General features: G+C 43.5%; 22 protein-coding genes and 1 riboswitch. Of the genes, 7 read left to right on the forward strand and 15 right to left on the reverse strand.

The window, feature by feature from the left end; translation table 11 throughout:
* Positions 1 to 12 precede the first annotated feature (12 nt).
* The 10 genes from FED51_RS17710 to FED51_RS17755 form a co-directional block, all read right to left on the reverse strand.
* Entirely contained in the window at positions 13 to 612 is a 600-nt protein-coding gene (locus FED51_RS17710) for a methionine ABC transporter permease (protein ID WP_083445608.1), read from the reverse strand.
* A 49-nt stretch (positions 613 to 661) separates the two neighbouring features.
* Complete coding sequence (locus FED51_RS17715; protein WP_053430328.1) at positions 662 to 1,678, reverse strand: methionine ABC transporter ATP-binding protein; 1,017 nt, start codon at positions 1,676 to 1,678, stop codon at positions 662 to 664.
* 217 nt (positions 1,679 to 1,895) lie between these two features.
* A riboswitch (SAM riboswitch) is annotated at positions 1,896 to 2,008 on the reverse strand.
* 111 nt (positions 2,009 to 2,119) lie between these two features.
* Entirely contained in the window at positions 2,120 to 3,361 is a 1,242-nt protein-coding gene (locus FED51_RS17720; RefSeq protein WP_053430327.1) for an MFS transporter, read from the reverse strand.
* A gap of 142 nt (positions 3,362 to 3,503) precedes the next feature.
* Entirely contained in the window at positions 3,504 to 3,740 is a 237-nt protein-coding gene (locus FED51_RS17725; protein ID WP_053430326.1) for a YusG family protein, read from the reverse strand.
* A 105-nt stretch (positions 3,741 to 3,845) separates the two neighbouring features.
* Positions 3,846 to 5,483, reverse strand: coding sequence for an IS1182 family transposase (locus tag FED51_RS17730; protein WP_138091084.1), 1,638 nt, complete (start codon positions 5,481 to 5,483; stop codon positions 3,846 to 3,848).
* A 176-nt stretch (positions 5,484 to 5,659) separates the two neighbouring features.
* A complete protein-coding gene (gene gcvH / locus FED51_RS17735) occupies positions 5,660 to 6,046 on the reverse strand; it encodes a glycine cleavage system protein GcvH (protein ID WP_010899616.1) in 387 nt (128 codons plus the stop codon).
* Positions 6,047 to 6,116: 70 nt separating this feature from the next.
* A complete protein-coding gene (locus tag FED51_RS17740; RefSeq protein WP_053430325.1) occupies positions 6,117 to 6,476 on the reverse strand; it encodes an arsenate reductase family protein in 360 nt (119 codons plus the stop codon).
* Positions 6,477 to 6,680: 204 nt separating this feature from the next.
* Entirely contained in the window at positions 6,681 to 8,465 is a 1,785-nt protein-coding gene (locus tag FED51_RS17745) for an acyl-CoA dehydrogenase FadE (protein WP_010899618.1), read from the reverse strand.
* 16 nt (positions 8,466 to 8,481) lie between these two features.
* Entirely contained in the window at positions 8,482 to 9,660 is a 1,179-nt protein-coding gene (locus tag FED51_RS17750; RefSeq protein ID WP_053430324.1) for an acetyl-CoA C-acetyltransferase, read from the reverse strand.
* A 20-nt stretch (positions 9,661 to 9,680) separates the two neighbouring features.
* Positions 9,681 to 12,062: a 3-hydroxyacyl-CoA dehydrogenase/enoyl-CoA hydratase family protein gene (locus FED51_RS17755; protein ID WP_053430323.1), complete on the reverse strand. Its 2,382-nt coding sequence runs from the start codon at positions 12,060 to 12,062 to the stop codon at positions 9,681 to 9,683.
* A gap of 252 nt (positions 12,063 to 12,314) precedes the next feature.
* On the opposite strand from FED51_RS17755, the gene FED51_RS17760 reads away from it, so the two are divergent.
* Together FED51_RS17760 and FED51_RS17765 are read left to right on the forward strand one after the other, a co-directional pair.
* Entirely contained in the window at positions 12,315 to 12,584 is a 270-nt protein-coding gene (locus FED51_RS17760) for a hypothetical protein (protein WP_010899621.1), read from the forward strand.
* A gap of 14 nt (positions 12,585 to 12,598) precedes the next feature.
* Complete coding sequence (locus FED51_RS17765; protein WP_010899622.1) at positions 12,599 to 12,922, forward strand: spore coat protein; 324 nt, start codon at positions 12,599 to 12,601, stop codon at positions 12,920 to 12,922.
* 42 nt (positions 12,923 to 12,964) lie between these two features.
* Here FED51_RS17765 and FED51_RS17770 read toward each other — a convergent pair whose 3' ends face one another.
* The gene (locus FED51_RS17770) at positions 12,965 to 13,213 is read right to left on the reverse strand and encodes a YusU family protein (RefSeq protein WP_010899623.1); all 249 of its coding nucleotides are present in this window, start codon (positions 13,211 to 13,213) and stop codon (positions 12,965 to 12,967) included.
* Between the two features lie 116 nt (positions 13,214 to 13,329).
* Between FED51_RS17770 and FED51_RS17775 the strand changes: the two genes are divergently transcribed.
* The 3 genes from FED51_RS17775 to FED51_RS21220 are packed head-to-tail and all read left to right on the forward strand — an operon-like array spanning position 13,330 to position 15,247.
* Complete coding sequence (locus FED51_RS17775) at positions 13,330 to 13,719, forward strand: GntR family transcriptional regulator (protein ID WP_053430322.1); 390 nt, start codon at positions 13,330 to 13,332, stop codon at positions 13,717 to 13,719.
* Complete coding sequence (locus FED51_RS17780) at positions 13,697 to 14,548, forward strand: ABC transporter ATP-binding protein (RefSeq protein WP_053430321.1); 852 nt, start codon at positions 13,697 to 13,699, stop codon at positions 14,546 to 14,548. The genes FED51_RS17775 and FED51_RS17780 overlap by 23 nt, the downstream gene beginning before the upstream one ends.
* Positions 14,549 to 14,566: 18 nt before the next feature.
* Positions 14,567 to 15,247: an LTA synthase family protein gene (locus FED51_RS21220; protein ID WP_053430320.1), complete on the forward strand. Its 681-nt coding sequence runs from the start codon at positions 14,567 to 14,569 to the stop codon at positions 15,245 to 15,247.
* Positions 15,248 to 15,359: 112 nt separating this feature from the next.
* On the opposite strand, the gene FED51_RS17790 is transcribed toward FED51_RS21220, so the two are convergent.
* Positions 15,360 to 17,246, reverse strand: a complete 1,887-nt coding sequence (locus FED51_RS17790) for a zf-HC2 domain-containing protein (protein ID WP_053430319.1) — start codon at positions 17,244 to 17,246, stop codon at positions 15,360 to 15,362.
* Between the two features lie 139 nt (positions 17,247 to 17,385).
* Here FED51_RS17790 and FED51_RS17795 point away from each other — a divergent pair, with 139 nt between their 5' ends.
* On the forward strand, positions 17,386 to 17,790 hold the full coding sequence (locus tag FED51_RS17795; RefSeq protein ID WP_053430318.1) for a secondary thiamine-phosphate synthase enzyme YjbQ: 405 nt from the start codon (positions 17,386 to 17,388) through the stop codon (positions 17,788 to 17,790).
* A gap of 435 nt (positions 17,791 to 18,225) precedes the next feature.
* Here FED51_RS17795 and FED51_RS17800 read toward each other — a convergent pair whose 3' ends face one another.
* On the reverse strand, positions 18,226 to 19,782 hold the full coding sequence (locus tag FED51_RS17800) for a flotillin family protein (RefSeq protein ID WP_053430317.1): 1,557 nt from the start codon (positions 19,780 to 19,782) through the stop codon (positions 18,226 to 18,228).
* A gap of 465 nt (positions 19,783 to 20,247) precedes the next feature.
* On the opposite strand from FED51_RS17800, the gene FED51_RS17805 reads away from it, so the two are divergent.
* A complete protein-coding gene (locus tag FED51_RS17805) occupies positions 20,248 to 20,448 on the forward strand; it encodes a hypothetical protein (protein ID WP_138090788.1) in 201 nt (66 codons plus the stop codon).
* Here the strand turns inward: FED51_RS17805 and istB are convergent.
* Complete coding sequence (istB, locus tag FED51_RS17810; protein WP_134229558.1) at positions 20,425 to 21,150, reverse strand: IS21-like element helper ATPase IstB; 726 nt, start codon at positions 21,148 to 21,150, stop codon at positions 20,425 to 20,427. The two genes, FED51_RS17805 and istB, sit on opposite strands and share 24 nt — an antisense overlap.
* Positions 21,150 to 22,658, reverse strand: a complete 1,509-nt coding sequence (gene istA, locus FED51_RS17815; protein ID WP_134230280.1) for an IS21 family transposase — start codon at positions 22,656 to 22,658, stop codon at positions 21,150 to 21,152. The genes istB and istA overlap by 1 nt, the downstream gene beginning before the upstream one ends.
* Between the last annotated feature and the right edge of the window lie 208 nt (positions 22,659 to 22,866).

Raw genomic sequence — 22,866 nt, forward strand, 5'->3', positions numbered from 1 at the left:
AAAAAATCCCCCTTATCGTTTGTCTGTTATATTTGTGAAAAAATCGCCGATCCATTGGATGATAAAAACGAGAAAAAGGATCGTGATTGTTGCCACCAATGTAATCTCAGGGTTGTTTCGTTGAAACCCTTCAAGAAAGGCAAAGTGTCCTAATCCACCGGCACCAATGACACCGGCCATCGCTGTATAGCTCACAAGAGCGATCGCCGTTACGGTTATTCCTGAAATAAGCGCTGGGAATGATTCAGGAATAAGGACACGGCAAATAATTCGAAAATGGCCGGCCCCCATCGCCTGTGCCGCTTCAATCACCCCTTTATCGATCTCACGCAAGGCAATTTCGACCATCCGGGCGTAAAAGGGAGCAGCACCGATAATTAACGCAGGTAACGCCGCATTGGCTCCTAACATGGAACCGAACAGCGCTCGGGTAAATGGAATTAAAAGAACAATTAAAATAATGAACGGGATGGAGCGAAAAATGTTAACTATCGCACTGAACACCGTATGAATGGCAACATTTTGCCACATGTTTCCTTTGCTCGTTAAAAACAGAATTAAACCGAGAATGATTCCGATGACAAAGGTCGCCACAACAGATACGGACGTCATGTAAATCGTTTCCTTCGTCGCTTCCCATAAAGCGTCCCACTTAAAATTCTCAAGCACCGGCAATCACCTCCAATTCTAGTTGCTGCTCATGCATATAGGTAATCGCCTTTTCAATTTCGTCCTTCGGTCCATCGAGGTGGATAAACAACGTTCCATACGAACCTTCTTGTGTTTTTGAAATTTTCCCTTGCAAAATGTTGACGTCGACTGCAAAGGTGCGAATGAGATTTGTAATGAGGGGCTTTTCAGCCGACTCCCCGACAAAGGTTAGTTGGACGATGCGTCCTGATTTCACCTCATTGAGCAAATGCTGAACCGTCTCTTCCGGCTCTGTTACTTGTTTTACAAACTCTTTTGTTATATGCTCCTTCGGTTTACGGAAAACATCGAGGACTGGACCTTCCTCAACCACTTTTCCCGCTTCCATGACGGCGACCCGATGGCAAATCTTTCGAATGACATGCATTTCATGTGTAATTAACACAATCGTAAGACCGAGCTTTTCGTTAATGTCCACCAGGAGATCGAGGATCGAATCCGTCGTTTTTGGATCAAGGGCAGAAGTTGCTTCGTCACACAACAGCACCTTCGGGTTATTGGCAAGCGCTCGCGCAATTCCGACACGTTGCTTTTGTCCGCCACTTAATTGTGACGGATACGCCTCTTCTCGACCTTCCAAACCGACAAGATTGATCAGCTCATCGACTCGCTTTTCTCGCTCCTTTTTCGGAACCCCTGCAATCTCAAGTGGAAATGCAATGTTTTTTCTGACCGTTCGTGACCATAGCAGGTTAAAATGCTGAAAAATCATCCCGATTTTTTGCCGTTCGATCCGAAGGTCCCGATCGGAAAGCTTCGAAAGATCCTTCCCCGCCACAATGACGCTTCCTTCTGTTGGACGCTCTAACATGTTGAGCATTCGAATCAAGGTACTCTTACCGGCACCACTATAGCCAATGACACCGAAGATTTCCCCTTCATTTATTTTTAAATTTACGCCATCGACAGCGGTAACCGATCCCGTTTTCGCTTTAAAGACTTTTCTTATGCCGTCTAGCGATATCATGTTAAGCCCTCTTTTCTAAAAATATATCAGTTCGTCTACGCGTTACCAATTTAACGAAAGTCAGTACGAGAGCAAAAACTCTCACTCTCGCAAATTTCGTCTCAAGGAGCACGCAAATCATTATCGTAAGAAAGTACAATTCCGTGAATCAAACTGCATAATAGAACAAAAAAACCTTTCCGCCATGAGCAGAAAGGAATGTTTTACGTCTTCCCTTCTCTCATCTCTCAAAGCATCGCTTTGCAGGAATTAGCACCTTTTCCAAGCGATTTGCTGCTTGGCGGTTGCTGGGCTTCATCGGGCCAGTCCCTCCACCTCTCATGATAAGAGTTTTCTTACTATTCGTAAGAGATTTTCTTACACTATTCGCATGTTCATTGTCAGAATAATATCACGGTAAAAAGTCCTTGTCAACAATAGTAAAATAGTTTAAATTTTCGTTTAATTCACTCTTTGAAACACAAGAAAGAAGTAGGCAGATCCGATCAAATATAAGATAGCCGTCATTGAAAAGGCGATCGCATACCCTGTATAGGGCCCATAAACGACAACGATTCCAGCAGAAACAGGACCCATGACAGCCCACCCGAGCTGGAACACCATTTGTCCAACTGAATTCGCCAATCCTTTCATCGCCGGATGCACGCTTCTCATCATCAGCGCCATTTGAATCGGATTACCAGCATTCATTAATGCTTGCCTGAAAAGAAAGGCTAGGACGGCCAGCCAAGGGTTCATCGTAAAAGCGGCCACGAGCAAAAAGGGTAAAGAGGCGAGCTGCAAGTAAACAACAGCTCGTACTTCGCCATACTTATGGGCAACCATCGGCCCGACCATGAGAGCAATAGCAGTCATCGCCTGACCCATGGAGAGGACAATGCCAACTAGGGACGTGCTCATGTCGAATCGATCGGTAAAATATAAATTTAAATAGGGGATAACGAGGCCTGAACCAAAGCCAATTAACACATTGGCAATCGCAAATAAGCCGATCAGTTTAAGGCTTGAGCGGTGTTGTTTCATTTGTTGAATAAGCGAAGTGTCCTCATGATGAGCATTTGCTTGTTTAGAGCGCTCTTCTATTTGCAGCACTGGCCATAAAGCGGCAAAAAAACATGCGGTACCAATCAGCAATGTCAGACGAACACTACTAAGCATCGAAACTCCCCATAATACATTCCAGGCATCTGTCAGTATCCCACCTAGTAAATTACCAATGACGTTAGCGATCATAATTAAAGCAAAGTTGAAGCTAAACAAATGGACTCGCTCTTTCTCCGATGAGTTTTCCGCTAAAAGGGGAATGGCTGACACTTGAATAAACGCGAGAAAAAAACCTGTCATAAAAGCGGTCATCAGCAAGAGGGATTCACCGGCAAAAATTGAACGCAGCAGTAAGCTAATCGCAGTCAACAAGGCACCAATAAAGATCATCTTTTTTCGCCCTTTTTGATCGCTAATGAAACCAGCAGGTAGTAGCGCAATCGCGGTGGCCATTGCTTGCATTGCAATCACGCGTCCATTGACTTGTTCATCGTATCCTAATTCCCGAATATAATAATTGTAAATGACCATGAAGATCCCTAAACCGATGTTAGACAAAAGGGAGGAGACAAAAAAGTGGCGTACATTGCGATTAAACCCTTTACATTGTTGGTGCCACTCACGAATAAAACGACTCATCTCACTTCTCCTCATCAAAAGAATTTCGTACCCCTAAATAGTTTAGTAGAAATTTCATGAAATAGGAAGCGAATAGGGCTATGAATTTTTTGCCCCACTAAAGAAACCCAAACGAGCTTGTTCTCGCTTGGGTTACAGCTTTTTAGCACCAGCCCTGGTCACATCCCTCAACATAAGACTTCACTTGATTTGGTGCTGGGTTTTCATATTGAAACACTTTATCATCGCGAAAATCAAAGCCTTCTGCCATTTCATATTGCAATCCAGCATTCGTCTCAATAATACGACCAATTTTCGCACGATCGATATATAGGTTGAGATGACCGTTCTCCAACTTCCCATGAACCTTGCTTGTCACATCGACTTTCATCTGATCCATCCGGGCCCTCTCCTCCTTTTGTCTAAGAGGTATTCATAGTGTAGACAGAAGGCCGAAAGCCAATGCTATGCAAATAATGGCCAAAAGGGGCTGTCTCAAAAGCCCTTAAAAAGAAAAGCCTGAAGTGACATTTATAAGTCGCTTCAGGCTTTTTGTCTCCGATGATCGGTTTATCTCTTCCTGAAACAGGCGGATGGTCTTCGCCTGTTTCAGGAAGTTGTGGGCGATTGCGATCAGCCCAAACTCAATGTTCACCTTGTCAAGGCCACGAAGGTGAAAACGACGGAACGACCGATTGCCCTTGATATGACCGAACACGCTTTCGACCTCTGTTTTCCGTTTTCGATAGGTCTTTGCGCCTTCTTCCGTATCAAGGGCTCGTTTCATTTTTGATTTTCCTTCTTCATATACCGGATTATAGTGAATCTGGCGATTGCCTTTCGCTTTTGTACAATCCGTCTTGAATGGACACCCGGTACAGTCTTCACATTCATATATTTTGAAGTCTCGTTCGTATCCGTAGGCATCCGTTCGTTTGCGGTAGTATCGAAAAGTCACTCTCCGGTTATTTGGGCATATATAGGTATCATCATGTTCCAAATACGTCCAGTTCTGTACCTTCCATGGGTCGTTCCGATAGACCCGGCTTTCTTCTTTTCTCATCGTATGATAAGGGATGAGGGCATCCCATTCGTTTTCAGCGATATATAAATAGTTGGGCTCACTTCCATAACCAGCGTCTGCGATTAGCTTCTTTGGAAAGGGGAGTTGGCGTTCTTCAAGCATACGAAGGTGTGGAATCAAACAACGAGTATCTGTTGGGCGTTGATGAATGGAATAACCGACAATGAATTGATTTTCGGTCCCTGCCTGTACATTATATCCGGGTTTCAGTTGACCGTTTTTCATATGATCTTCCTTCATACGCATAAATGTGGCATCTCGATCGGTTTTGGAGAAACTATTTCGATCACCGAATGTCGCTAATTGATCTTCGTATCTTTCTAAGCGTGGCAGATAGTCTGTGTTTAACTTCTTATGTAATTGGCGCCAGTGACGAGCTTCCGCTTTTTTCTCTTTTTTCAGAACCGGATCTTGTTCGTCATGAAGGGCTTGTTCCGCTTGATTCGCCTGTTTTTCCACTTGAGTGACAGCTTCACGTAACTGTTCAGAAGTCACACGCTTGTTTTCCCCTTGATCATTCTCTACCTGCTGGTTATCGGAATCAATCGTCTCTTCAATGTGGGCGAATAATTCTTCGAGCTTGTCCTGTAGCCGCTCCTTATACTTCTGGACGGACTTTTTCCAAACAAACGTATATCGATTGGCATTCGCCTCGATTTTGGTTCCATCGAGAAAGTAGTTGTCCATGGTGATGTAGTTTTGGTCGAGCAGTAACTGAATGAGGGACGTAAACAATGGCTCAATGATGTCTTTCATTCGTTCCGAGCGAAAACGATTAATGGTGCGGAAATCTGGTGTTTGACGAGCGGCCAACCACATCATCGGAAGATGTTCACGCAGGGACTTGGCAATGTCGCGACACGAATATAATTTTTGCGTGTAGGCATACAAAATGATTTTCGTCATCATCTTTGGGTGGTAGGCACTCCGGCCGCCACCTTTATATGGGGCGTAGAAGAGATCTTCATCCACCATTTCCACCATGTCATTCACCACACGCGCCACATGGTCTTCGGGGATGAGATCGCTAAAATCCATTGGAAGGACTAATTGGTCCATGTTATAATGAATGAAAGTAGCTATAGAGTTACTCAAAAGAATCGCCTCCGTTTTCTTATTTTGTTTGTGTGGGTACTTACATTATAACGAACGGGGCGATTTTTTTGTATTCAAAAGGGCTGCCCATAAGTCAATCATTTTGACTTATGGGACAGCCCCTTCTTATTTTCGTCCTCTTATTCTTCGCTGATCATTTCCTTGTATTCGTCAGCGCTCATGAGCTCTTCCACTTGAGAGGCGTCTGATGGTTCAACGACAATCATCCATGCTTTTTCGTATGGAGATTCGTTAACGTACTCAGGGTTATCGTCAAGCTCTTCGTTGACTTCTACTACTTTTCCGGAAACAGGAGCGTACAGTTCAGAGACTGTCTTTACTGATTCTACGCTGCCAAAAGGCTCGTCCGCTTCCACTTCATCACCAACTTCTGGAAGCTCTACAAAGACAATATCACCTAGCTCTGATTGAGCAAAATCCGTAATTCCGATACGAACTTTGTCTCCCTCAACTTTTACCCACTCATGCTCTTCTGAATACTTTAACTCGTTTGGTAAATTTGACACCTTGAGTGACCTCCTTAGTAAATCTTTCATCCCTTACAATAGTATACCTTCTTTTTCCCGAAGGCAAAACTTACTTTTTCCACGTTTCTTCGTACTCCGCTTCCTTAAATCCTACCGTCACTTTATCACCGTCGGTTAAAATCGGGCGTTTAATCAACATCCCGTCCGATGCAAGGGTTTCGAGCAACTCATCCTCAGACGCTTCCTTCACTTTATCCTTTAATCCAAGCTCACGGTATTTCTTTCCACTCGTATTAAAAAATTTTTTTAGCTCAAGGTCGCTCTGATCATATAATCGCTTCAATTCCTCTTTTGACGGTGGGTGTTCTACAATATGTACGCTATCTACTTCAATTCCGTGCTGATCTAACCATTTTTTCGCTTTTTGGCATGTACCACACTTCGGATATTGGTAAAACGTTAATGCCACAAATCTTCCCTCCTTTCATTCCATACGTCCTTTTATTATTGACGATTTGCACCACTTTCACAACTTTTCTGCTTACGTTTTGAAATGGCGAAACAGCCCTACCGCAGTAGGACTGTTTCACACGAGAGAGGAGAATGCTTCATAAGAAAGGAGGTATTTATTTTATTGGGAGGAGAAGTTCTCCTCCCAAATTGAAAAACAAGTTTACACAACGTAACGCTCAGCTTCTAAAATACGCCCTGCAATTTCCCGCTTTTTCGCAATCACATTGATTGGTGTATGGCGCGTAAGCTTACGTAAAATAGACGTCATCGTACGCAACGTATCACCTGATTGCATGGCAACCAATGATTCTTTTGCATGGGCTTCGATACGGTTGAATGCTTCTTGGCAAAAGACTTGCGTAAGTGCGAGTTTTTGCTCTGCCTTTTCTAGGCCGTTTCTGCGAATCGCTTTTTCTGTACGCAAAATGACTGATTCCATCGAGAAAATGTCGCTGACAATATCTGCAACGTTTGCAAGAAGTTCTTGTTCCTGCTGAAGCTTTTCACCGTACGTTTGCGCTCCTGTTCCGGCGATCATTAAGAAAACTTTCTTCGCCATCGACAGTAGATATTTTTCTTGTTCAAGGGGTTCATCTCCAACTTCTTGCGGCATGAGCATCATCAATTCCTCTTGCAAGGCTGTTGCCTTTTCAAGGAAAGGAAGCTCGCCTTTCATTGCTTTTCGTAAAATGGTTCCTGGAACGAGAAGGCGGTTAATTTCATTCGTTCCTTCAAAAATACGGTTGATCCGAGAGTCACGATACATCCGCTCCACTTCGTATTCAGCCATGAATCCATAGCCGCCGTGAATTTGCACCGCTTCATCTGCAACAAAATCAAGCGCTTCTGACCCGACAACTTTATTTAAGGAGCACTCAATCGCATACTCTGCAATCGCTTTGGCGACTTCACGACCATCTTTTTGCTGTTCTTCAGACAGTCCGCCAAGGCGATCCTCAAACAGTCCACCTGTGCGGTAAATGGAGCTTTCTGCCGCATAAGTAGTGACAGCCATATTGGCTAATTTTTCCTGAATAAGAGTGAACTTTGCAATTGGCTGTTTAAACTGCTTTCGTTCGTTCGCATATTTAGCTGCTAATTCAATTCCACGCTTAGAGCCGCCAATACAACCGACCCCAAGCTTGTAACGCCCTACATTTAAAATGTTAAACGCGATCACATGTCCTTTCCCAACTTCACCGAGGAGATTTTCTTTCGGTACAAGGGCATCTTCTAAAATTAACGTGCGCGTAGAGGATCCTTTAATCCCCATTTTCTTTTCTTCTGGTCCTGTAGAGACTCCTTCAAAGTCTTTTTCTACAATAAAGGCGCTAAAATGCTCTCCGTCGATTTTCGCATAAACGATGAAAACGTCAGCGAAGGCAGAGTTCGTAATCCATTGTTTTTCACCGTTCAGCACATAATGAGTCCCAGCTTCATTTAGAACCGCCGTCGTTTTTGCACCAAGAGCATCTGAACCTGAGCTTGGTTCTGTGAGAGCGTAGGCGGCAATTCGCGCCCCTGTTGCAAGGTCTGGAAGATATTTTTTCTTCTGATCCTCGTTCCCGAAAAATACGATCGGTAATGACCCAATGCCTACATGGGCTCCATAGCTTAAGGAGAAACCACCCGCTCGTGAAAACTTTTCTGTAATAATCGAGGAGCTAATTTTATCTAGCCCGAGACCACCGTATTCCTCTGGTACATCTGCACCAAGAAGGCCGAGCTCCCCTGCTTGTGTCAGCAAACGCCGAGAGATATCGAATTGGTGGTTTTCAATTTCATCAAGAACTGGAACAACTTCATTTACAACAAACTCTTCTGTCGTTTTTCCGATCATCTCATGCTCTTCTGTAAAATCTTCTGGTGTAAACACTTTATCTGCGTCAATTTCGTCGAGTAGAAAGCTTCCGCCTTTTACTGTTTGTTCTGCAGTGTTTCCCATAAATTTGTCCCTCCTCTTAAATTAATTCAAATACGCCAGCAGCGCCCATACCGCCGCCGATACACATCGTCACAACGCCAAACTGTTCGCCGCGACGTTTCATTTCATGAATAAGTGAAAGCGTTAGTTTCGTTCCTGTACATCCTAGTGGGTGTCCAAGAGCAATGGCTCCACCATTGACATTCACTTTGTCATGATCAAGATTTAACCCACGGATCACTTGAATGGCTTGCGACGCAAACGCTTCATTTAATTCAAATAAACCAATATCCGATAAATCGAGCCCTGCCATTTTAACAGCCTTCGGAATCGCTTCTACTGGTCCAACACCCATAATTTCTGGCGCGACACCTGCCACAGCAAATGAACGAAACTTTACGAGTGGTGTTAAGCCTTCACGTTCAGCAACCTCTCGATCCATAAGCAAGACAGCGGCCGCTCCGTCACTCATTTGTGAAGCATTTCCAGCCGTTACCGTACCTTTTGCATGGAATGCTGGGCGCAAGGCAGAAAGGGTCTCCATGTTCGTTTCAGGCCTAACTCCTTCATCGACGGAGAACGTGACATGTTTTTCTACAAGTTTATGGTTGTCATCAACGTGACGAAGCGTCACATCAACTGGAACGATTTCGTCTGCAAATTTCCCTTCCTCAATCGCTTTTGCCGCTCGCTTATGGCTCTCAACGGCAAAGGCATCCTGATCTTCTCGTGAGACTCCAAAACGACTGGCCACTTCCTCGGCTGTATGTCCCATTCCCATGTAATATTCAGGCTGGTTCTCCACAAGCGTCGGGTTCGGGGCGATCACATGCCCCCCCATCGGAATGAGGCTCATCGATTCGGCTCCACCGGCGACAATCGCTTCCCCTTGGCCGAGCATAATTCGTTCTGCCCCGTAGGCGATACTTTGCAGCCCTGATGAACAGTAACGATTGATCGTAATTGCCGGAACAGTATGAGGCATTCCAGCGAGGGCTGCAATGTTTCGTGCCATATTCATGCCTTGCTCTGCTTCTGGCATAGCGCAGCCAATAATGACATCATCGATTCGTGCGGGATCAAAGTCACCAGCTCGTTTTAACGTTTCTTTTACGGTTAACGCTCCTAAATCATCTGGCCGAACATTGGCGAGCGTTCCTTTTTTCGCCTTTCCCACTGGTGTTCGCGCACCAGCGACGATAACGGCTTCTCTCAACGTCTTCCCCTCCTCTGAAATTAATTGCGCAGCGGCTTCCCTTTCATTAACATATGCTGCATGCGTTGTTGAGATTTCGGTTCTCCTACAAGACTTAAAAACGCCTCCCGTTCAAGGTCAAGCAAATATTGTTCATCGACGAGCGTCCCTTTCGCTACCCGTCCGCCCGCGATCACAAACGCTAATTTCTCAGCAATTTTTAAATCGTGCTCGGAAATCATTCCACCGAATTTCATGGACTTTGCACCAAGGAGCATCGTCGCATACCCAGTTTCACCAACGACTGGGATCTTTTTGCGCGCTGGTGGACGATAGCCAGCATCATGAAGATGGATCACCTGCTGTTTCGCTTGATAAAGTAAATGATCTCCGTTCATGACAACACCGTCACGTTCGCTCAAGAAGCCGTTTTCCATCGCTTCATGGGCGGAAGTCGAAACCTTCGCCATCGCAATCGTTTCAAAGGTCTTATTGGCGATACTTTGCAAGTCAATGTTCGCCCCTTCAGGCAACCGTTCAAGATGACGTAAATAAAGCTCTTTGTTACCGCCACCTCCAGGAATAACCCCGACTCCAACTTCTACAAGCCCCATGTACGTCTCTAATGACGCTTGAATGCTTGCTGTCGGAAGGCAGATTTCCGTACCACCACCAAGAGTCATGGCAAACGGTGCTGAAACGACAGGCTTTTGTGAATAACGGATTTTAGCCATGGCTTGCTGGAATTGACGCACGACCATATCGATTTCAAAAAAGTTATCATCCTGCGCTTCCATAAGGATCATCATCAAGTTCGCACCAACACAAAAGTTCTTCCCTTGGTTGCCAATGACGAGCCCTTTGTAGTTCGCTTCAACTTCATCGACTGCTTTATTAATCATTTGGACGACATCAAACCCGATCGAGTTGTTCGGCGAATGGAATTCTAACAAGGCCACATCATCACCGAGGTCAATTAAGCTAGCACCAGAGTTTTTCGTAATGACACGCTCTGGTTTCAGAGCCTTCAAGTGAATGATTTTCCCATTTATCGGAATCACTTTCGCCTCACCATGGTGATAGAACGTACCGTCTTGATAAAAACGCTCTCGGCCGCTCGTTAACATCTCTTTCACCCAAGAAGGAACGGTTGCTCCTTCTTCTTCCATCCGCTGGACAGAGGAGGCTACGCCGATCGCATCCCACATTTCAAATGGTCCTTGCTCCCAGCCGAAGCCCCATTTCATCGCGTCATCTACGGCCTTAATGTCACCGGCAATTTCGTATACTTTTTCTGCTGAGTAAATAAACACCGGCTTCATTAAATTCCAAAGTAATTGTCCTGCTCGATCGTTCGCTTGAATCAAAATCGAGAGCTTTTCATTTAACGATTTTGCCTGTTTCGCTTGTTCAATCGAAGGCGCTTTCATTTTTTTGCGTTTCTCATATTCGAGGGTGTTTGGGTTGATCTCTAAAATTTCTGAGCCGTTTTCCCCTTTTTGCTTTAGGAAAAACCCTTGCCCCGATTTGCTACCGATCCAGCCGTTTTCCGCCATTTTTTTCATAAAGACTGGTGGATCAAACACATCTTTTTCTTCACCGTCCACCACATCGTGAACATTTTTCGCCACGTGTAAAAAGGTATCAAGGCCAACAACATCTAGCGTTCGAAACGTTGCACTTTTCGGTCTACCGATGAGCGGACCTGTCACTGAGTCTACTTCACCTACAGAATACCCACCTTCCAGCATTTTCTGCACGGTTACAAGCAAGCCGTAAGTACCAATTCGGTTGGCAATGAAGTTAGGTGTGTCCTTCCCTTCGACGACCCCTTTACCTAACACGTCCTCGGCAAACGCTTTCATAAATGCTGTAACTTCTGGCTTTGTTTTTTTCGTTGGAATAATCTCTAATAACTTTAAGTATCTCGGCGGGTTGAAAAAGTGTGTCCCTAAAAAGTGCGCTTGGAAGTCCTCAGACCGCCCTTTCGCCATTGCTTCGATTGAAATTCCTGATGTATTTGAGCTTACGAGCGTTCCTTGCTTCCGGTATTGATCTACCTTTTCAAATAGCTGTTTTTTAACGTCTAAATTTTCGACGACTACTTCAATGATCCAATCGACCTCGGCAAGCTTTTCCACATCATCTTCCAAGTTACCTGGCTGAATGTAATGGACATGACTTTTCCGTGAAAGTGGTGCTGGCTTTTGCTTCTGCAATTTTTTCAGAGCTAATGTGGCCAAACGGTTGCGAACCGCTCGATCTTCAAGCGTTAGCCCTTTTCTTTGTTCTTCCTCCGTCAACTGGTTTGGCACGATATCAAGCAAAAGTGATGGGATGCCAACATTGGCTAGATGAGCAGCAATTCCAGAGCCCATAACTCCTGATCCAATGACGGCAACTTTGCGAATTTGACGAGCCATTGTTTTCCCCCTTCAAACGAATGAATACTCATTCATTTTTTGTTCAAAAAAAAGTGCTTCTTGCAATGATTTCAAATTTTCTATATTCACTATACCTAATTTTTCATATTCACGCAAGGGATTTCTGAAAATTTTGCCGAACCATTTTACTTTCCAATGTATAAAGCGGTTTCCAGTCATATTTCCTCCTTGTTTTACAAAACTAACATTGTACCGGAAATAGGTGCACTACTGTAAAAAGGAGGCTCACTCATGCAGCAACAATCATTCATGCAATCTGGACAACAGCAAGGTGTCATGCCGCAACCACCACAGGTGATCACGGTGAAAGACCAACTGTACATTACGGATATGCTGTCATGGAATTTATTGGCTTGTAAAAAGGCTCATTTCTTCGCCCAGCAGTGTCAAGATCCTGAAGTGAAGCAGGCACTTGAACAAGCGGGGCAAATGCACCAACGCCACTACACGATGCTTCTTGGCCACTTACAAAACCAGCAAAACATGGCAACGGTTCAATAAAGGAGGCTTTTTACATGAATCAGCAGCAAAAAATCCAGAATCCAGAAACACCTGTTCAGAAGAACACGCAAATGTCCGATCGGGATTTCATCAATGATCAACTAGCAACGGAGAAGTACATCACTTCTTCTTACAGCATTGCAATGAACGAAGCGAGCCACCAACAGCTGTACCAAGATATTTTTACCGCCTGTCAAGAAGCACAAGATTGTCAACGTCAACTGTATGAACTGATGTTTAAGAAAGGGTGGTACAGCTTAGAAGCAGCTCCTGAGCAAAAATTACAAGAAGCGTACCAACAATTTTCCGGTTACATGAATCAGCTTCCGTATCACTAAAAAGATACAAACAAAAGCCTAGGGAAAATCCTAGGTTTTTGTTTACTGTTTATTTTCTCGTTGCTTTTTATTTAGTTGCTGGATGTCGAGGAATAGAGCTTTCATTCCTTCTTTCGCATCAGGGTATTGACTGCTCCAGTGTTTTGCGAGAGGTGGCATCGTTTTTGAAATATGAGAATAGATGGCGTAGGCACGAATTTTTTCTTTCATCTCCTCACTTGTATCCCCAACGAGAAGCTCTGCATATTTCTCCACCAATCCGTCCAATTGCTCTTTTAATTTTTCGTCCAATTAAAACACTCCCTGCCAATTGTTTCCGTCATTATACCATAGTCAAAAATATGTTTGACATTTTTACCGCCACGTTATATGGTTAGTTACATAAGTAACGAACCAAGGAGGTTGTGATGAACTATACGTTTGATGACAGCCGTCCTCTCTTTCAACAAGTGGCCGATGCAATTGCGAATGACATCATTCACAACGTCATTAAAGAGGGGGAGCAGGTCCCATCCACCAATCAATTTGCTAAGCATCATCAGATCAACCCTGCTACGGTGGCGAAAGGCTTTCATTTATTAGTAGGCCAAGGCATTTTATTTAAAAAGCGAGGGGTTGGCATGTTCGTAGCAAAGGGGGCACGAGATCAATTGTTGGAACAACGGCGAGAGACTTTTTATTCTGATTTTATCGTTCCACTTTTAAACGAAGCAAAAACACTTCATTTGTCAGAGGAAATGATTTTAGACCTGATTAAAAGAGGGGGAGCTAACGATGACAGCGACGATCACATGTGATCATGTCTCAATGACCATCAAAGGAGAAGAGATTCTTTCCTCCATTTCATGTACGTTTGAGGAAAACAAAATCTACGGCTTGCTTGGGCGTAACGGTGCAGGAAAAACAACATTTATGAAGCTATTAACAGGACAGCTGCTGCCTACATCAGGTTCAATACGCCTCAATGGAGAAGATCCATTCAATAACGAAAAAGCACAGATGCACCTTTGCTTCATTAAGGAAAACGGCAACTTTTTAAAGGGCTTAACTGTCAACCAGCTGATAAAAAACATTCCGAGCTTTTTTCCAAATTGGGACGATCAGCTTGTAGACGAATTACTCGATCGCTTTGAGTTGCCCCGTCATAAACGAATATCAACTTTTTCAAAAGGGATGGAATCGGCACTGGGCATTACGGTCGGTTTAGGCTCTAGGGCACCTGTGACGATTTTTGATGAGCCTTATATCGGGATGGATGCGGCTAATCGTCAGCTGTTTTACGATCGGTTGGTCGAAGATTATGCAGAGCATCCACGGACCATTATCATTTCCACCCATTTAATCGATGAAATTGCTAGCGTTTTTGAACGGATTACCGTCATTCGAAAAGGAAAAATGATTGTTGACCAAGAGGTTGATTCCCTTCGAAATCATGCCTTTAAACTGACAGGCAAAGAGAATGACTTTGATTTCCTTCAAGGGGTACAGGTTCTCGATGAGCAGCGCTTCATGGGAAAACGGACATTGACAGTACTCGATGAACATGGGACGCTCCAGTCGATTCCAGCGTCAATACAGAAACAGCCTCTATCGTTACAAGACTTTATGGTTCAAGTGACAAAATAGAATTAGGAGGGTTATCAAATGTACCATTCTCTCACCCAGCTTCGGTTACAAACCTACGATACAGGACGATCTTTTCTTATTTTCTGGTCGATTTTATTCGGATTTATCGTATTAAGCTTTGCCTTAAGTTTGTTTTTAACAGAAACGAACATTATTTTTTATGTCAGTTTCCCTAGCTATATTTTTGTAACCATTACAGGATTTTTAATGGTGAAGCAGGACTTTGCCTTTCTTGTCCATATGGGAAAATCAAGAACACATTTTACGTATGTGGCTTTTGCATTTTTCGTTATTCTTGCCATCGTCATGTCGTTCATCAATGCAATGGTTCACGTGATCACCCATTTCATCATTAACCAATTCGCCTTGACGATTACGATTGATACCTTCGCCATATTACTGCTGTCCCAGTCTAATTTTCTAACGAGCATTTGGGTAGACGCAACAATTATGCTCACCTTACTAACCGTATCGTTTTTCGTCGCAAGCATTTCGTACCGATTCGGCCGAGTAGGAACGTACCTTTTCTGTGCTCTCGTTTTGCTACTCCTCATTTTTCCACCGGTCCGTGACGTCTTGCATCCATTTTTCTTAGGCTTTAGTGAAAAAGGCGCGTCTCACTTCTCATGGCTTTTGCTGCTCAGTGTGTTTTTCACCAGCCTGTCAGTAGTCACATTGCGCAAATCGTCGTTATCTTAGGATAGTCGTGTACTCGGTTCCTACTCATTTAATATAAAGAAGAATCCATTTTGATCGTTAAAAACGCCGAATGCAAAAAGTCAGCCAAGGATAATTCAGGCTGACTTTGCTTTTATTCCTCTTTTAGTTCAAAACGGGTTGCACCTTTAATCACCTTCGTCTGACGGTGACCGTAAATTTTCATTAAAAGGGTACCATTCGCTTCTGTATCGGATAAGGAAAACGTGGATTCATATGGTAAGTAGCGATGCCCTGCTATTCTTAAAAGATGAGGCCCGTTTTTTTCTACCACTGATCCATCTCGATCCACATAAACAAACTGTTGTTCAAAATCATAAGGAAACACCTCTTGACCTTGCCCCGTCTCAAGGACGAAATGAAGGGCGTCATAAGGCCGGTCCGCGGAACGATCCTCCCTCATACGAAAGGTCCATTCGCCATTTTTTCGCTCGCGAATAAACGTTATCGGTGAACCGAGATAGTAAACGGTGGCGTAATTCTGGCCGTTAAAATCGAGCGGAATCTCTTGATAATATTCCACATTCTCAACGACGGTCGGGTCGATCAGTTCAACAGATGTCACATCGACAGGCTCCATCGGTTGAAAAGCGACTTTAAACTGCGTTTCCTCCCCCTCGGTATTCATATGAAACGAAAGGCTGTTCTGATTACGAACACGGTATTTATCGTTGATCATAAGCTCATGCAAGGAATAACTAATCTCGTATCCGAACCGATATTCAGGATCACGAACCGCGAAATCAGCGATCGTGGCTGTCGGTGCGAAGGTTAACGATTTTAACGTTAATTCCCATCCATCTAGAGTTGATGTCTCATTCACATCGACGACCGTAACAGGTTCACGCTCCACCTCGACACTAACCGACCATTCCCCAACTTGCTCAACTGGATTCTCCTCTTTTAGCTGGACAGGATACAGGCGCTGGAGCTCTACATGAATCATACCTTTCTTTTCAGGAATCGGTGGTAAAATAATAATTCCTGTGCTTACATTCTCATCAAATGTCAATGGTTCAATCCGCATGCTATCCCCTCTTTTAATAAGAGGCTTCAGCTGCCCACTTTCACTTTCAAACATCACCTGTCGACCATATTCTGGGAACAATGTTGTGTTTCCCTTCACGTTTTTCACTTCGTAATAGAGATACGTTTGCATTTCATCTGCCACAACATCGGTGATGGCAAAGCGCACCCCGCTGTCCTCCGCGGTCACATACATGGCATACCCCTTGAACATAGACCACCATTGATGAAGCCGCTCACTACCCGCAGGGGTCATCGATAAACCGACACCGAGGAGGAGAACCGCGGCTAAACCACCCGCCAACGTCAGTCGCCTTTTTCGAGCCCGTTGTTTTTTTCTCATGTACCAATCGATCCATTGCTCTAGCTCTTCAAAAAATTGATCAGATGGCTGCCGCGTACTGACATCTCGTTGAAAGCTTTCAATTGCCTGTTTAAACGCTCGTTCCTTTTCACGACACGACCCGCATGAAGCTAAGTGCTCTTTGACCTTGTGTTTTTCAAGGAAATTTAAGTGTCCATCCATATATTCGAACATAATCCGGCCCGAAAGCGAGCACGAATCATGTTCCTTCCCTGACCGAGCGCCTAACGTCACAAGACCTGCGAACTTTTCGTTTAGTACTCGTTCACGTTTAACATTGACCATTCGACTAATCGTCTCTACGGGCAGCTTTGCGATATAGGAAAGAACGATGACATCTTTCGTAAGCCCTTTTAATTCGGCTTCCATCCTCCCCTTCTTTTTCCGATGAACATGCCGATAAATGGCCTTAACAAGCTGCTCATGGGAAAACGGTTGTGACGAATGGCGATCTAATTCAATTAGTATTTTTGCAAATAATAAGGGAATCTCTTTTTCTTCTACATAAAAAGAAGCGATCTGGTAATAGGGCGTGCCATGCTGTTTCAGCCACGTCAGAAGGTCATGACCTCTTTTCTCTTGTCTTTCCATTTGTCGCCCCCTTTTCTCTCCATACTACTTCCTCTCTCCTCCACCATTATACTACAGAATCCCACCAAAAAATCATTGATCGAACGGCACATATTTGCTAAATCTAAATATATGAACTTGATTAGAAAGGGTGGTCCTTATGATGAAAACCTTCCATCTTACGACCCAATCTCGAGATGAGATGGTCGATATTACGTCACAGATTGAAACATGGATTCGCGAAACGGGTGTAACCAACGGGGTCGCGATTGTTTCCTCATTGCATACGACAGCGGGCATTACGGTCAACGAAAATGCGGACCCTGATGTCAAGCGGGATATGATCATGCGTCTTGATGAAGTCTATCCATGGCATCACGAAAACGACCGCCATATGGAAGGAAACACCGCCGCTCATTTAAAAACGAGCACAGTAGGACATGCACAAACATTGATCATTTCCGAGGGAAGACTCGTCCTCGGCACGTGGCAAGGGGTTTATTTTTGTGAGTTTGACAGACCGAGGACGAACCGCAAATTTGTCGTCAAATTGTTGACCGATTGACGTTATTACTATTAAGTTACTCGGCATCATTTATCACCTTAAGGATATCACGGCTCAAATCATTAGGATAAAAAATAACATATAAGCTTCCACTAAAAAGATCAATTTTTTATTGAGCATGAATCATTATTATAAGCCAATTGGCAAAAGAGAAAGGCCTGGTCATCCACACATTAAGGTATTCCGGGAAAGAAGGTCTTTTACCGAATATTCAGTACGAATACTGTCAAGGTATCTTTTTTGTGTATACGCATAATTAGACGGACGTTTCTATGTTAATTGGTCAAAATCATGAGACACCTGCGGGAAAAGCAAGAGAAGTAGATCCATCGGGGCGCTTTCCCCCGATTAGCTGAAGTTGAAACAATTTAAGAGTGGCACTCACCGTCCGAGTGCCACTCTTATTAACTGGGTTTTGTCCCAGCACCTATAAATTTATTTTTCCTCACTGTCACTGTTCTCAAGCGGCTGATCTTCTACTGGCTCTTCCGTTTCCGTTGATGCCGCTACGGGACTCTCGTAATGATCAGTTGGCACAGCTTCTGTGCGAACGACCGTGTGAGTATTTCCTCGGTTCACAAGATCGGTTAACAGCTTAGAGACATCAAGCCCTGTTAACTCTTTTAATGGCTCTTGGATTTGGGCCATCGTGTTCGTAATGCTCTTGCTATAGGAGGATACGCCGTTTCCATTGCCTGTATCGATAATTTTGACCGATTCAATATTCGATAAAGGTTTTGAAATCGATTCAGCAAAATGCGGTAACATTTCGATTAGCTTTTCAATGATAATGACTTCACCATGTTTTGCAATCGCCTCCGCAAGTAATCGCTTCGCTTCGGCTTCCGCTTCCCCGCGTTTACGGATAACTTCCGCTTCTGCCAAACCTTCTTCTCGCTTGATTCTTGCTTTCGTTTCCCCTTCAATCCGAGCTTTTTCCGCGTCTGCTTCCGCCTTTCTCGTCGTCTCATAGAAATCGGCATCTGCTTTTGCTCTACGCACTTTTGCTTCTTCTTCCTCTAGCTTTACCGCGCGTTCCCGTTCAAGATGCTTAATACGCAATTCTTCTTCTTTTTTCCGAGCAAGGAGCTGCAATTCCTCTTCTTGTACCTCTTTATCCAACTTCGCTTTCTCTAACAAATAGGATTGTTCTGCTTTTGCTCTCGCCCGTTCCGTTTCTTCTTTAATCGCTGCGTCTTTCAAGTCTTTTTCCTTTAACGCCGCAGCAATTTCAATTTTCCGTTGAAACTCTTGTTCTTTCGCTTCTTTATCATTATTCGCTTTATGAATTCGAGTTTCTTTATCACTATTCGACTCAGCAATTTCGGCCCTTTTGCGGACTTCCGCAATACGTGGGCGACCTAAATTTTCTAAATAACCGTTTTCTTTATCGGCATCTCGTAAATCTTGTAACCCTAATGACGTAATTTTGAAGCCCATGCTATCTAATTGCTTTTGCGCCACTTCGGTCACTTGTAAGTTAAAGCCTTCGCGATCTTCATTGATTTGTTCCACCGTCATTTTCGATAAAATCGCGCGTAAATTTGCATTCAGCACTTCTGAGATTTCACTTTCGATTTCCTTTTGTTCCTTGCCTAAAAATTGCTCAGCATAAATGGCGATTCCTTTTAACGTATCGGATACCGTCACCATCGCAACCGCATCAGCAATGATCGGAACACCACCATTTGTAAAGACACGTGGCGTCGTTAATTTTAATTGAAACGATGTTAAATCAACAGGGGTTGCCGTTTGGTGCATCTTAAGAAGGTGTCCTCCGCCACGAATGATTTTAATGGACCGCCCTTCATTATCCGTAAAAATATTCGTTTCCTTCTTTGGATCACCTAACTTCGGCCCTGCAATAATGAGCGCTTCGTTCGACCTCGCCGTTTTGTAGCGAAGCTTCATCCAGAACCACCAAACCACTCCGCCAATGGCTGCAAGCACAAGAATGGGGATTAAAAAAGCAAGAAACGTCACAACCGTCAAACCAATCTCCTCCTTAAACAAATAAAATGTAAACCTATTGTGCTTGCGATGGTCAAATATGCGGATATAAAATTGCATTCATAATAGAGCCATCTCAAGTACAATCCGACATTTTCGCTAGATTCCACCTTATGTAAAAATGTCTTATTTTTTTACGAGTAACAGGAGAAAAAGGTTCCACTCTTTTATACTCAACTATCAAAATAATGATTTTATCCAACATGAATCTATTTTTTAAAGCCTCGCCGGATGTCATATGCATATTTGATTGGAGAATGGATGCTTTTTAATGCTGTTTAGTTTTTGTCTATTTTTGTCGAAATGGTTGATATTTCATTTTATTAGATTAATATGGTAATTGTTAATTTCAACATAATGGATATCGCTATCCATATATTGGGGTTAAATCCCATTCACCCCTCAAAACATATGCAAAGGAAATCTATTCAAAGGAGTATAAGAGCTATGAAAAAGGTTACAAAATCTTTAGTAGTTTGGGGTCTAGCTTTTGGGCTAGTTTTTGGCGTAGGAACGGTAGGAGCAATGTATGTTGATAGTAAAACTCATAATGGCTTGTATTTGGCAAGAGAAAAATGCATAAAACGGCAAGCCTTTTTGCAGCCACTTAATAACACTTATTCCTTACATATTGTTCAAAAGGAATGACTCTTTCATTCGGTTACTATCTCCTCCGAAAATCACTAAATGAGAGTGGTGAATCAGGCGATCTACCACGGCTTCCGTTAAAATAGGGTCGCCAAATACATGATTCCATTGCCCAAACTGCAGATTTGTAGTGATGATAATACTCCGCTTTTCATAACACAAGGAGATGACCTGGAAGAGTAGCTCGGCCCCATGTTTGTGAAGCGGTATATATCCCAGCTCATCCAGAATTAAAAGATCAAGCTTCTCGATTTTCTTAAACAGCTTATTGAGATTTCCTTTGTCATTCGCCTCTAATAACTCATTGGCTAGAGAAGCAATGGTATAAAACTTTACTCGTTTCCCATATTTTTGTATCGCATTCATGCCAATGAGGGTGGAAAGGTAGGTTTTTCCTGCACCAACGCCGCCATAAAACACCATGTTTTCTTTTGATTCAATAAATTCACCGTCCAGGAGAGATTGTTGACTTAACCCCTGCCCCAGCTGAATATCCTTCCAGTCAAAAGGTTTGCCGGATACGTTCGGCAGGGTTGCCGCCTTGAACAAAAGATTAATTTTTCGTTCTTCACGCTGTTCTATTTCTTTTTCAAAGAGCTTCAGTAAATATTCTTCTGTGTTCGCCGCTTCTACCTCTCGGTAGTTCTCTCGAATCCAGCTTAGCTTTAAGCGCTTGGCATATTCTTGGATCTGTTCCTGCATTAGGCCTTCCTCCTTTCCTGCTGGAAGAAGACATCGTATTGATTCATACCTCGTTCAGCTATTGGCATTACTGGAACTGTACTTTTTAGCCTTACTGTCTCTCTGGAGCCTCTGCCATGAATGAGCTGATGAAAGACTTGCTTTATTGTTTCTGTGGATGGATGACATCGCTCGGATGCAATTTCCAGGGCCTCTGTAGCTGTCTCCAGACTATGGTCTTTAAGAAGGTCTGAGAGTAACTGAAGCGCCTTTTTCTTTTCTTCCAGAGTACATTCCTCCAGATAAGTTTGCCATTTAAAGGGCAGTTGATCATAGAAAGTTGTATATTTTAGCGCCGTCGGCCTTTTAGCCATTAGGTACAGATAAGGCTGCCATTTCATCGACTTTGATTCTTCTCCATACAGTCGTTCATGGCTCACAATCACTTCATAGTTGTCCGAAAGGATATCTATCCTGTTATAAGTGATGCCAGCCAATACCTTTTGATTGGCAAAGCGCGGGGAAGTAGAATACCTTTTCGTATCTACTAAGATATAGCCGTACTTGTCTGCTTTGAGAGTTTCATAGCGTACACAAGAGTATTCTTCCGGCGGTAAATACATTAACGCTTCTTTGTCCTCTTCAAACAGCCTGGCAATTTCTTGTTTCTTTTCATAATGAGGACGGTTTCGATCCTTTTCTGCCTCCTCCCATAACCGATCATTCAAATTATCCAGCTGATATACCGTTCGTTCCGGAAGGAAGAAATTATTCCTCGCATATTTAACCATCGCTTCTACATGTCCTTTTTCATTGCCGGCACCCGGATTACAAAATTCATACTCAAACCCGTAGTGCAAAGCGAAGCGCTTGAAACCCTCAGTAAGCTCGCGTTTTCCTTGTGGTAAAACCTTTTTTACTGCGGGGGATAAATTATCAAAACGAATCCTTTTTGGCACTCCTTGCAGATGATGGAAGAACCGTTTTAAGCCCTCCAGGAAACATTCCTGATTTTCAGCTTCAAACACCTGAACTAAGAATGCGTTACTGTATGGAAAAGAAAGCACCAAATACGGCAGGTCTATAACCTTTCCCTTTACTTTAAAAGGGGCTTCCCCAAAATCTACTTGAGCGTCTCCTGGCTTGGATTCCAACGGAAGAGCAGCGTCATCGCTTTCTTCCAATAACTCCTTTTTCCGTTTGGAGACATACCCGCGTACAGTTCGCTCTGAACCTTTGAAACTTACTTCATCTTTAAGTAATTGCCAAATACGTTTGGCAGTCCTTCGATACTTCTTTTTCTTCTTCATATCCTCTCTCAACCATTGATCAACTATGTCTTTGACTGGATCCATTACTGGAGCCGGCTGAGCTTTCTTCTTCTTCTTTTCCGGTTGGAAATTGTCCATATCGGCATACTTTTTGACTGTGCGGAAATCCGTGTTTGTTCTTCTCGCAACATCTGAGTACGAATACCCTTTTGAGTTAACTTCATTTCTGATATACTTAATTTCGTCCACTTGTAACATCTCCTAAAACTACCTCCTGCCAGATTATTGGGTCCAACAGGAAGTGTATTGAATTTTTGGGGTGTTAGCAAGTGGCTTTTTTTATGCAGGCCCCCCGCGGGGGGCCTGCATAAAAGGAATGCCATAACCTACATTTTTATTCTGCCATAAACATAATGGCTTTTATGTAACAGGTACACTTAAAAAGACGGCCAAGATTTGGTTTAAC

Origin of the sequence: Halalkalibacterium halodurans, from assembly GCF_005671335.1 — a bacterium.
GTDB lineage: Bacteria > Bacillota > Bacilli > Bacillales > Bacillaceae_D > Halalkalibacterium > Halalkalibacterium halodurans.

Bases quoted from the DNA above. Each gene is read 5' to 3' on its own strand.
- FED51_RS17710 (WP_083445608.1), bottom strand. From the start codon at position 612: ATGACGTCCGTATCTGTTGTGGCGACCTTTGTCATCGGAATCATTCTC.
- FED51_RS17715 (WP_053430328.1), bottom strand. From the start codon at position 1,678: ATGATATCGCTAGACGGCATAAGAAAAGTCTTTAAAGCGAAAACGGGA.
- FED51_RS17720 (WP_053430327.1), bottom strand. From the start codon at position 3,361: ATGAGTCGTTTTATTCGTGAGTGGCACCAACAATGTAAAGGGTTTAAT.
- FED51_RS17725 (WP_053430326.1), bottom strand. From the start codon at position 3,740: ATGGATCAGATGAAAGTCGATGTGACAAGCAAGGTTCATGGGAAGTTG.
- FED51_RS17730 (WP_138091084.1), bottom strand. From the start codon at position 5,483: ATGGACCAATTAGTCCTTCCAATGGATTTTAGCGATCTCATCCCCGAA.
- FED51_RS17745 (WP_010899618.1), bottom strand. From the start codon at position 8,465: ATGGGAAACACTGCAGAACAAACAGTAAAAGGCGGAAGCTTTCTACTC.
- FED51_RS17755 (WP_053430323.1), bottom strand. From the start codon at position 12,062: ATGGCTCGTCAAATTCGCAAAGTTGCCGTCATTGGATCAGGAGTTATG.
- FED51_RS17760 (WP_010899621.1), top strand. From the start codon at position 12,315: ATGCAGCAACAATCATTCATGCAATCTGGACAACAGCAAGGTGTCATG.
- FED51_RS17765 (WP_010899622.1), top strand. From the start codon at position 12,599: ATGAATCAGCAGCAAAAAATCCAGAATCCAGAAACACCTGTTCAGAAG.
- FED51_RS17775 (WP_053430322.1), top strand. From the start codon at position 13,330: ATGAACTATACGTTTGATGACAGCCGTCCTCTCTTTCAACAAGTGGCC.
- FED51_RS17780 (WP_053430321.1), top strand. From the start codon at position 13,697: ATGACAGCGACGATCACATGTGATCATGTCTCAATGACCATCAAAGGA.
- FED51_RS21220 (WP_053430320.1), top strand. From the start codon at position 14,567: ATGTACCATTCTCTCACCCAGCTTCGGTTACAAACCTACGATACAGGA.
- FED51_RS17790 (WP_053430319.1), bottom strand. From the start codon at position 17,246: ATGGAAAGACAAGAGAAAAGAGGTCATGACCTTCTGACGTGGCTGAAA.
- FED51_RS17795 (WP_053430318.1), top strand. From the start codon at position 17,386: ATGATGAAAACCTTCCATCTTACGACCCAATCTCGAGATGAGATGGTC.
- FED51_RS17805 (WP_138090788.1), top strand. From the start codon at position 20,248: ATGAAAAAGGTTACAAAATCTTTAGTAGTTTGGGGTCTAGCTTTTGGG.
- istB (WP_134229558.1), bottom strand. From the start codon at position 21,150: ATGCAGGAACAGATCCAAGAATATGCCAAGCGCTTAAAGCTAAGCTGG.
- istA (WP_134230280.1), bottom strand. From the start codon at position 22,658: ATGTTACAAGTGGACGAAATTAAGTATATCAGAAATGAAGTTAACTCA.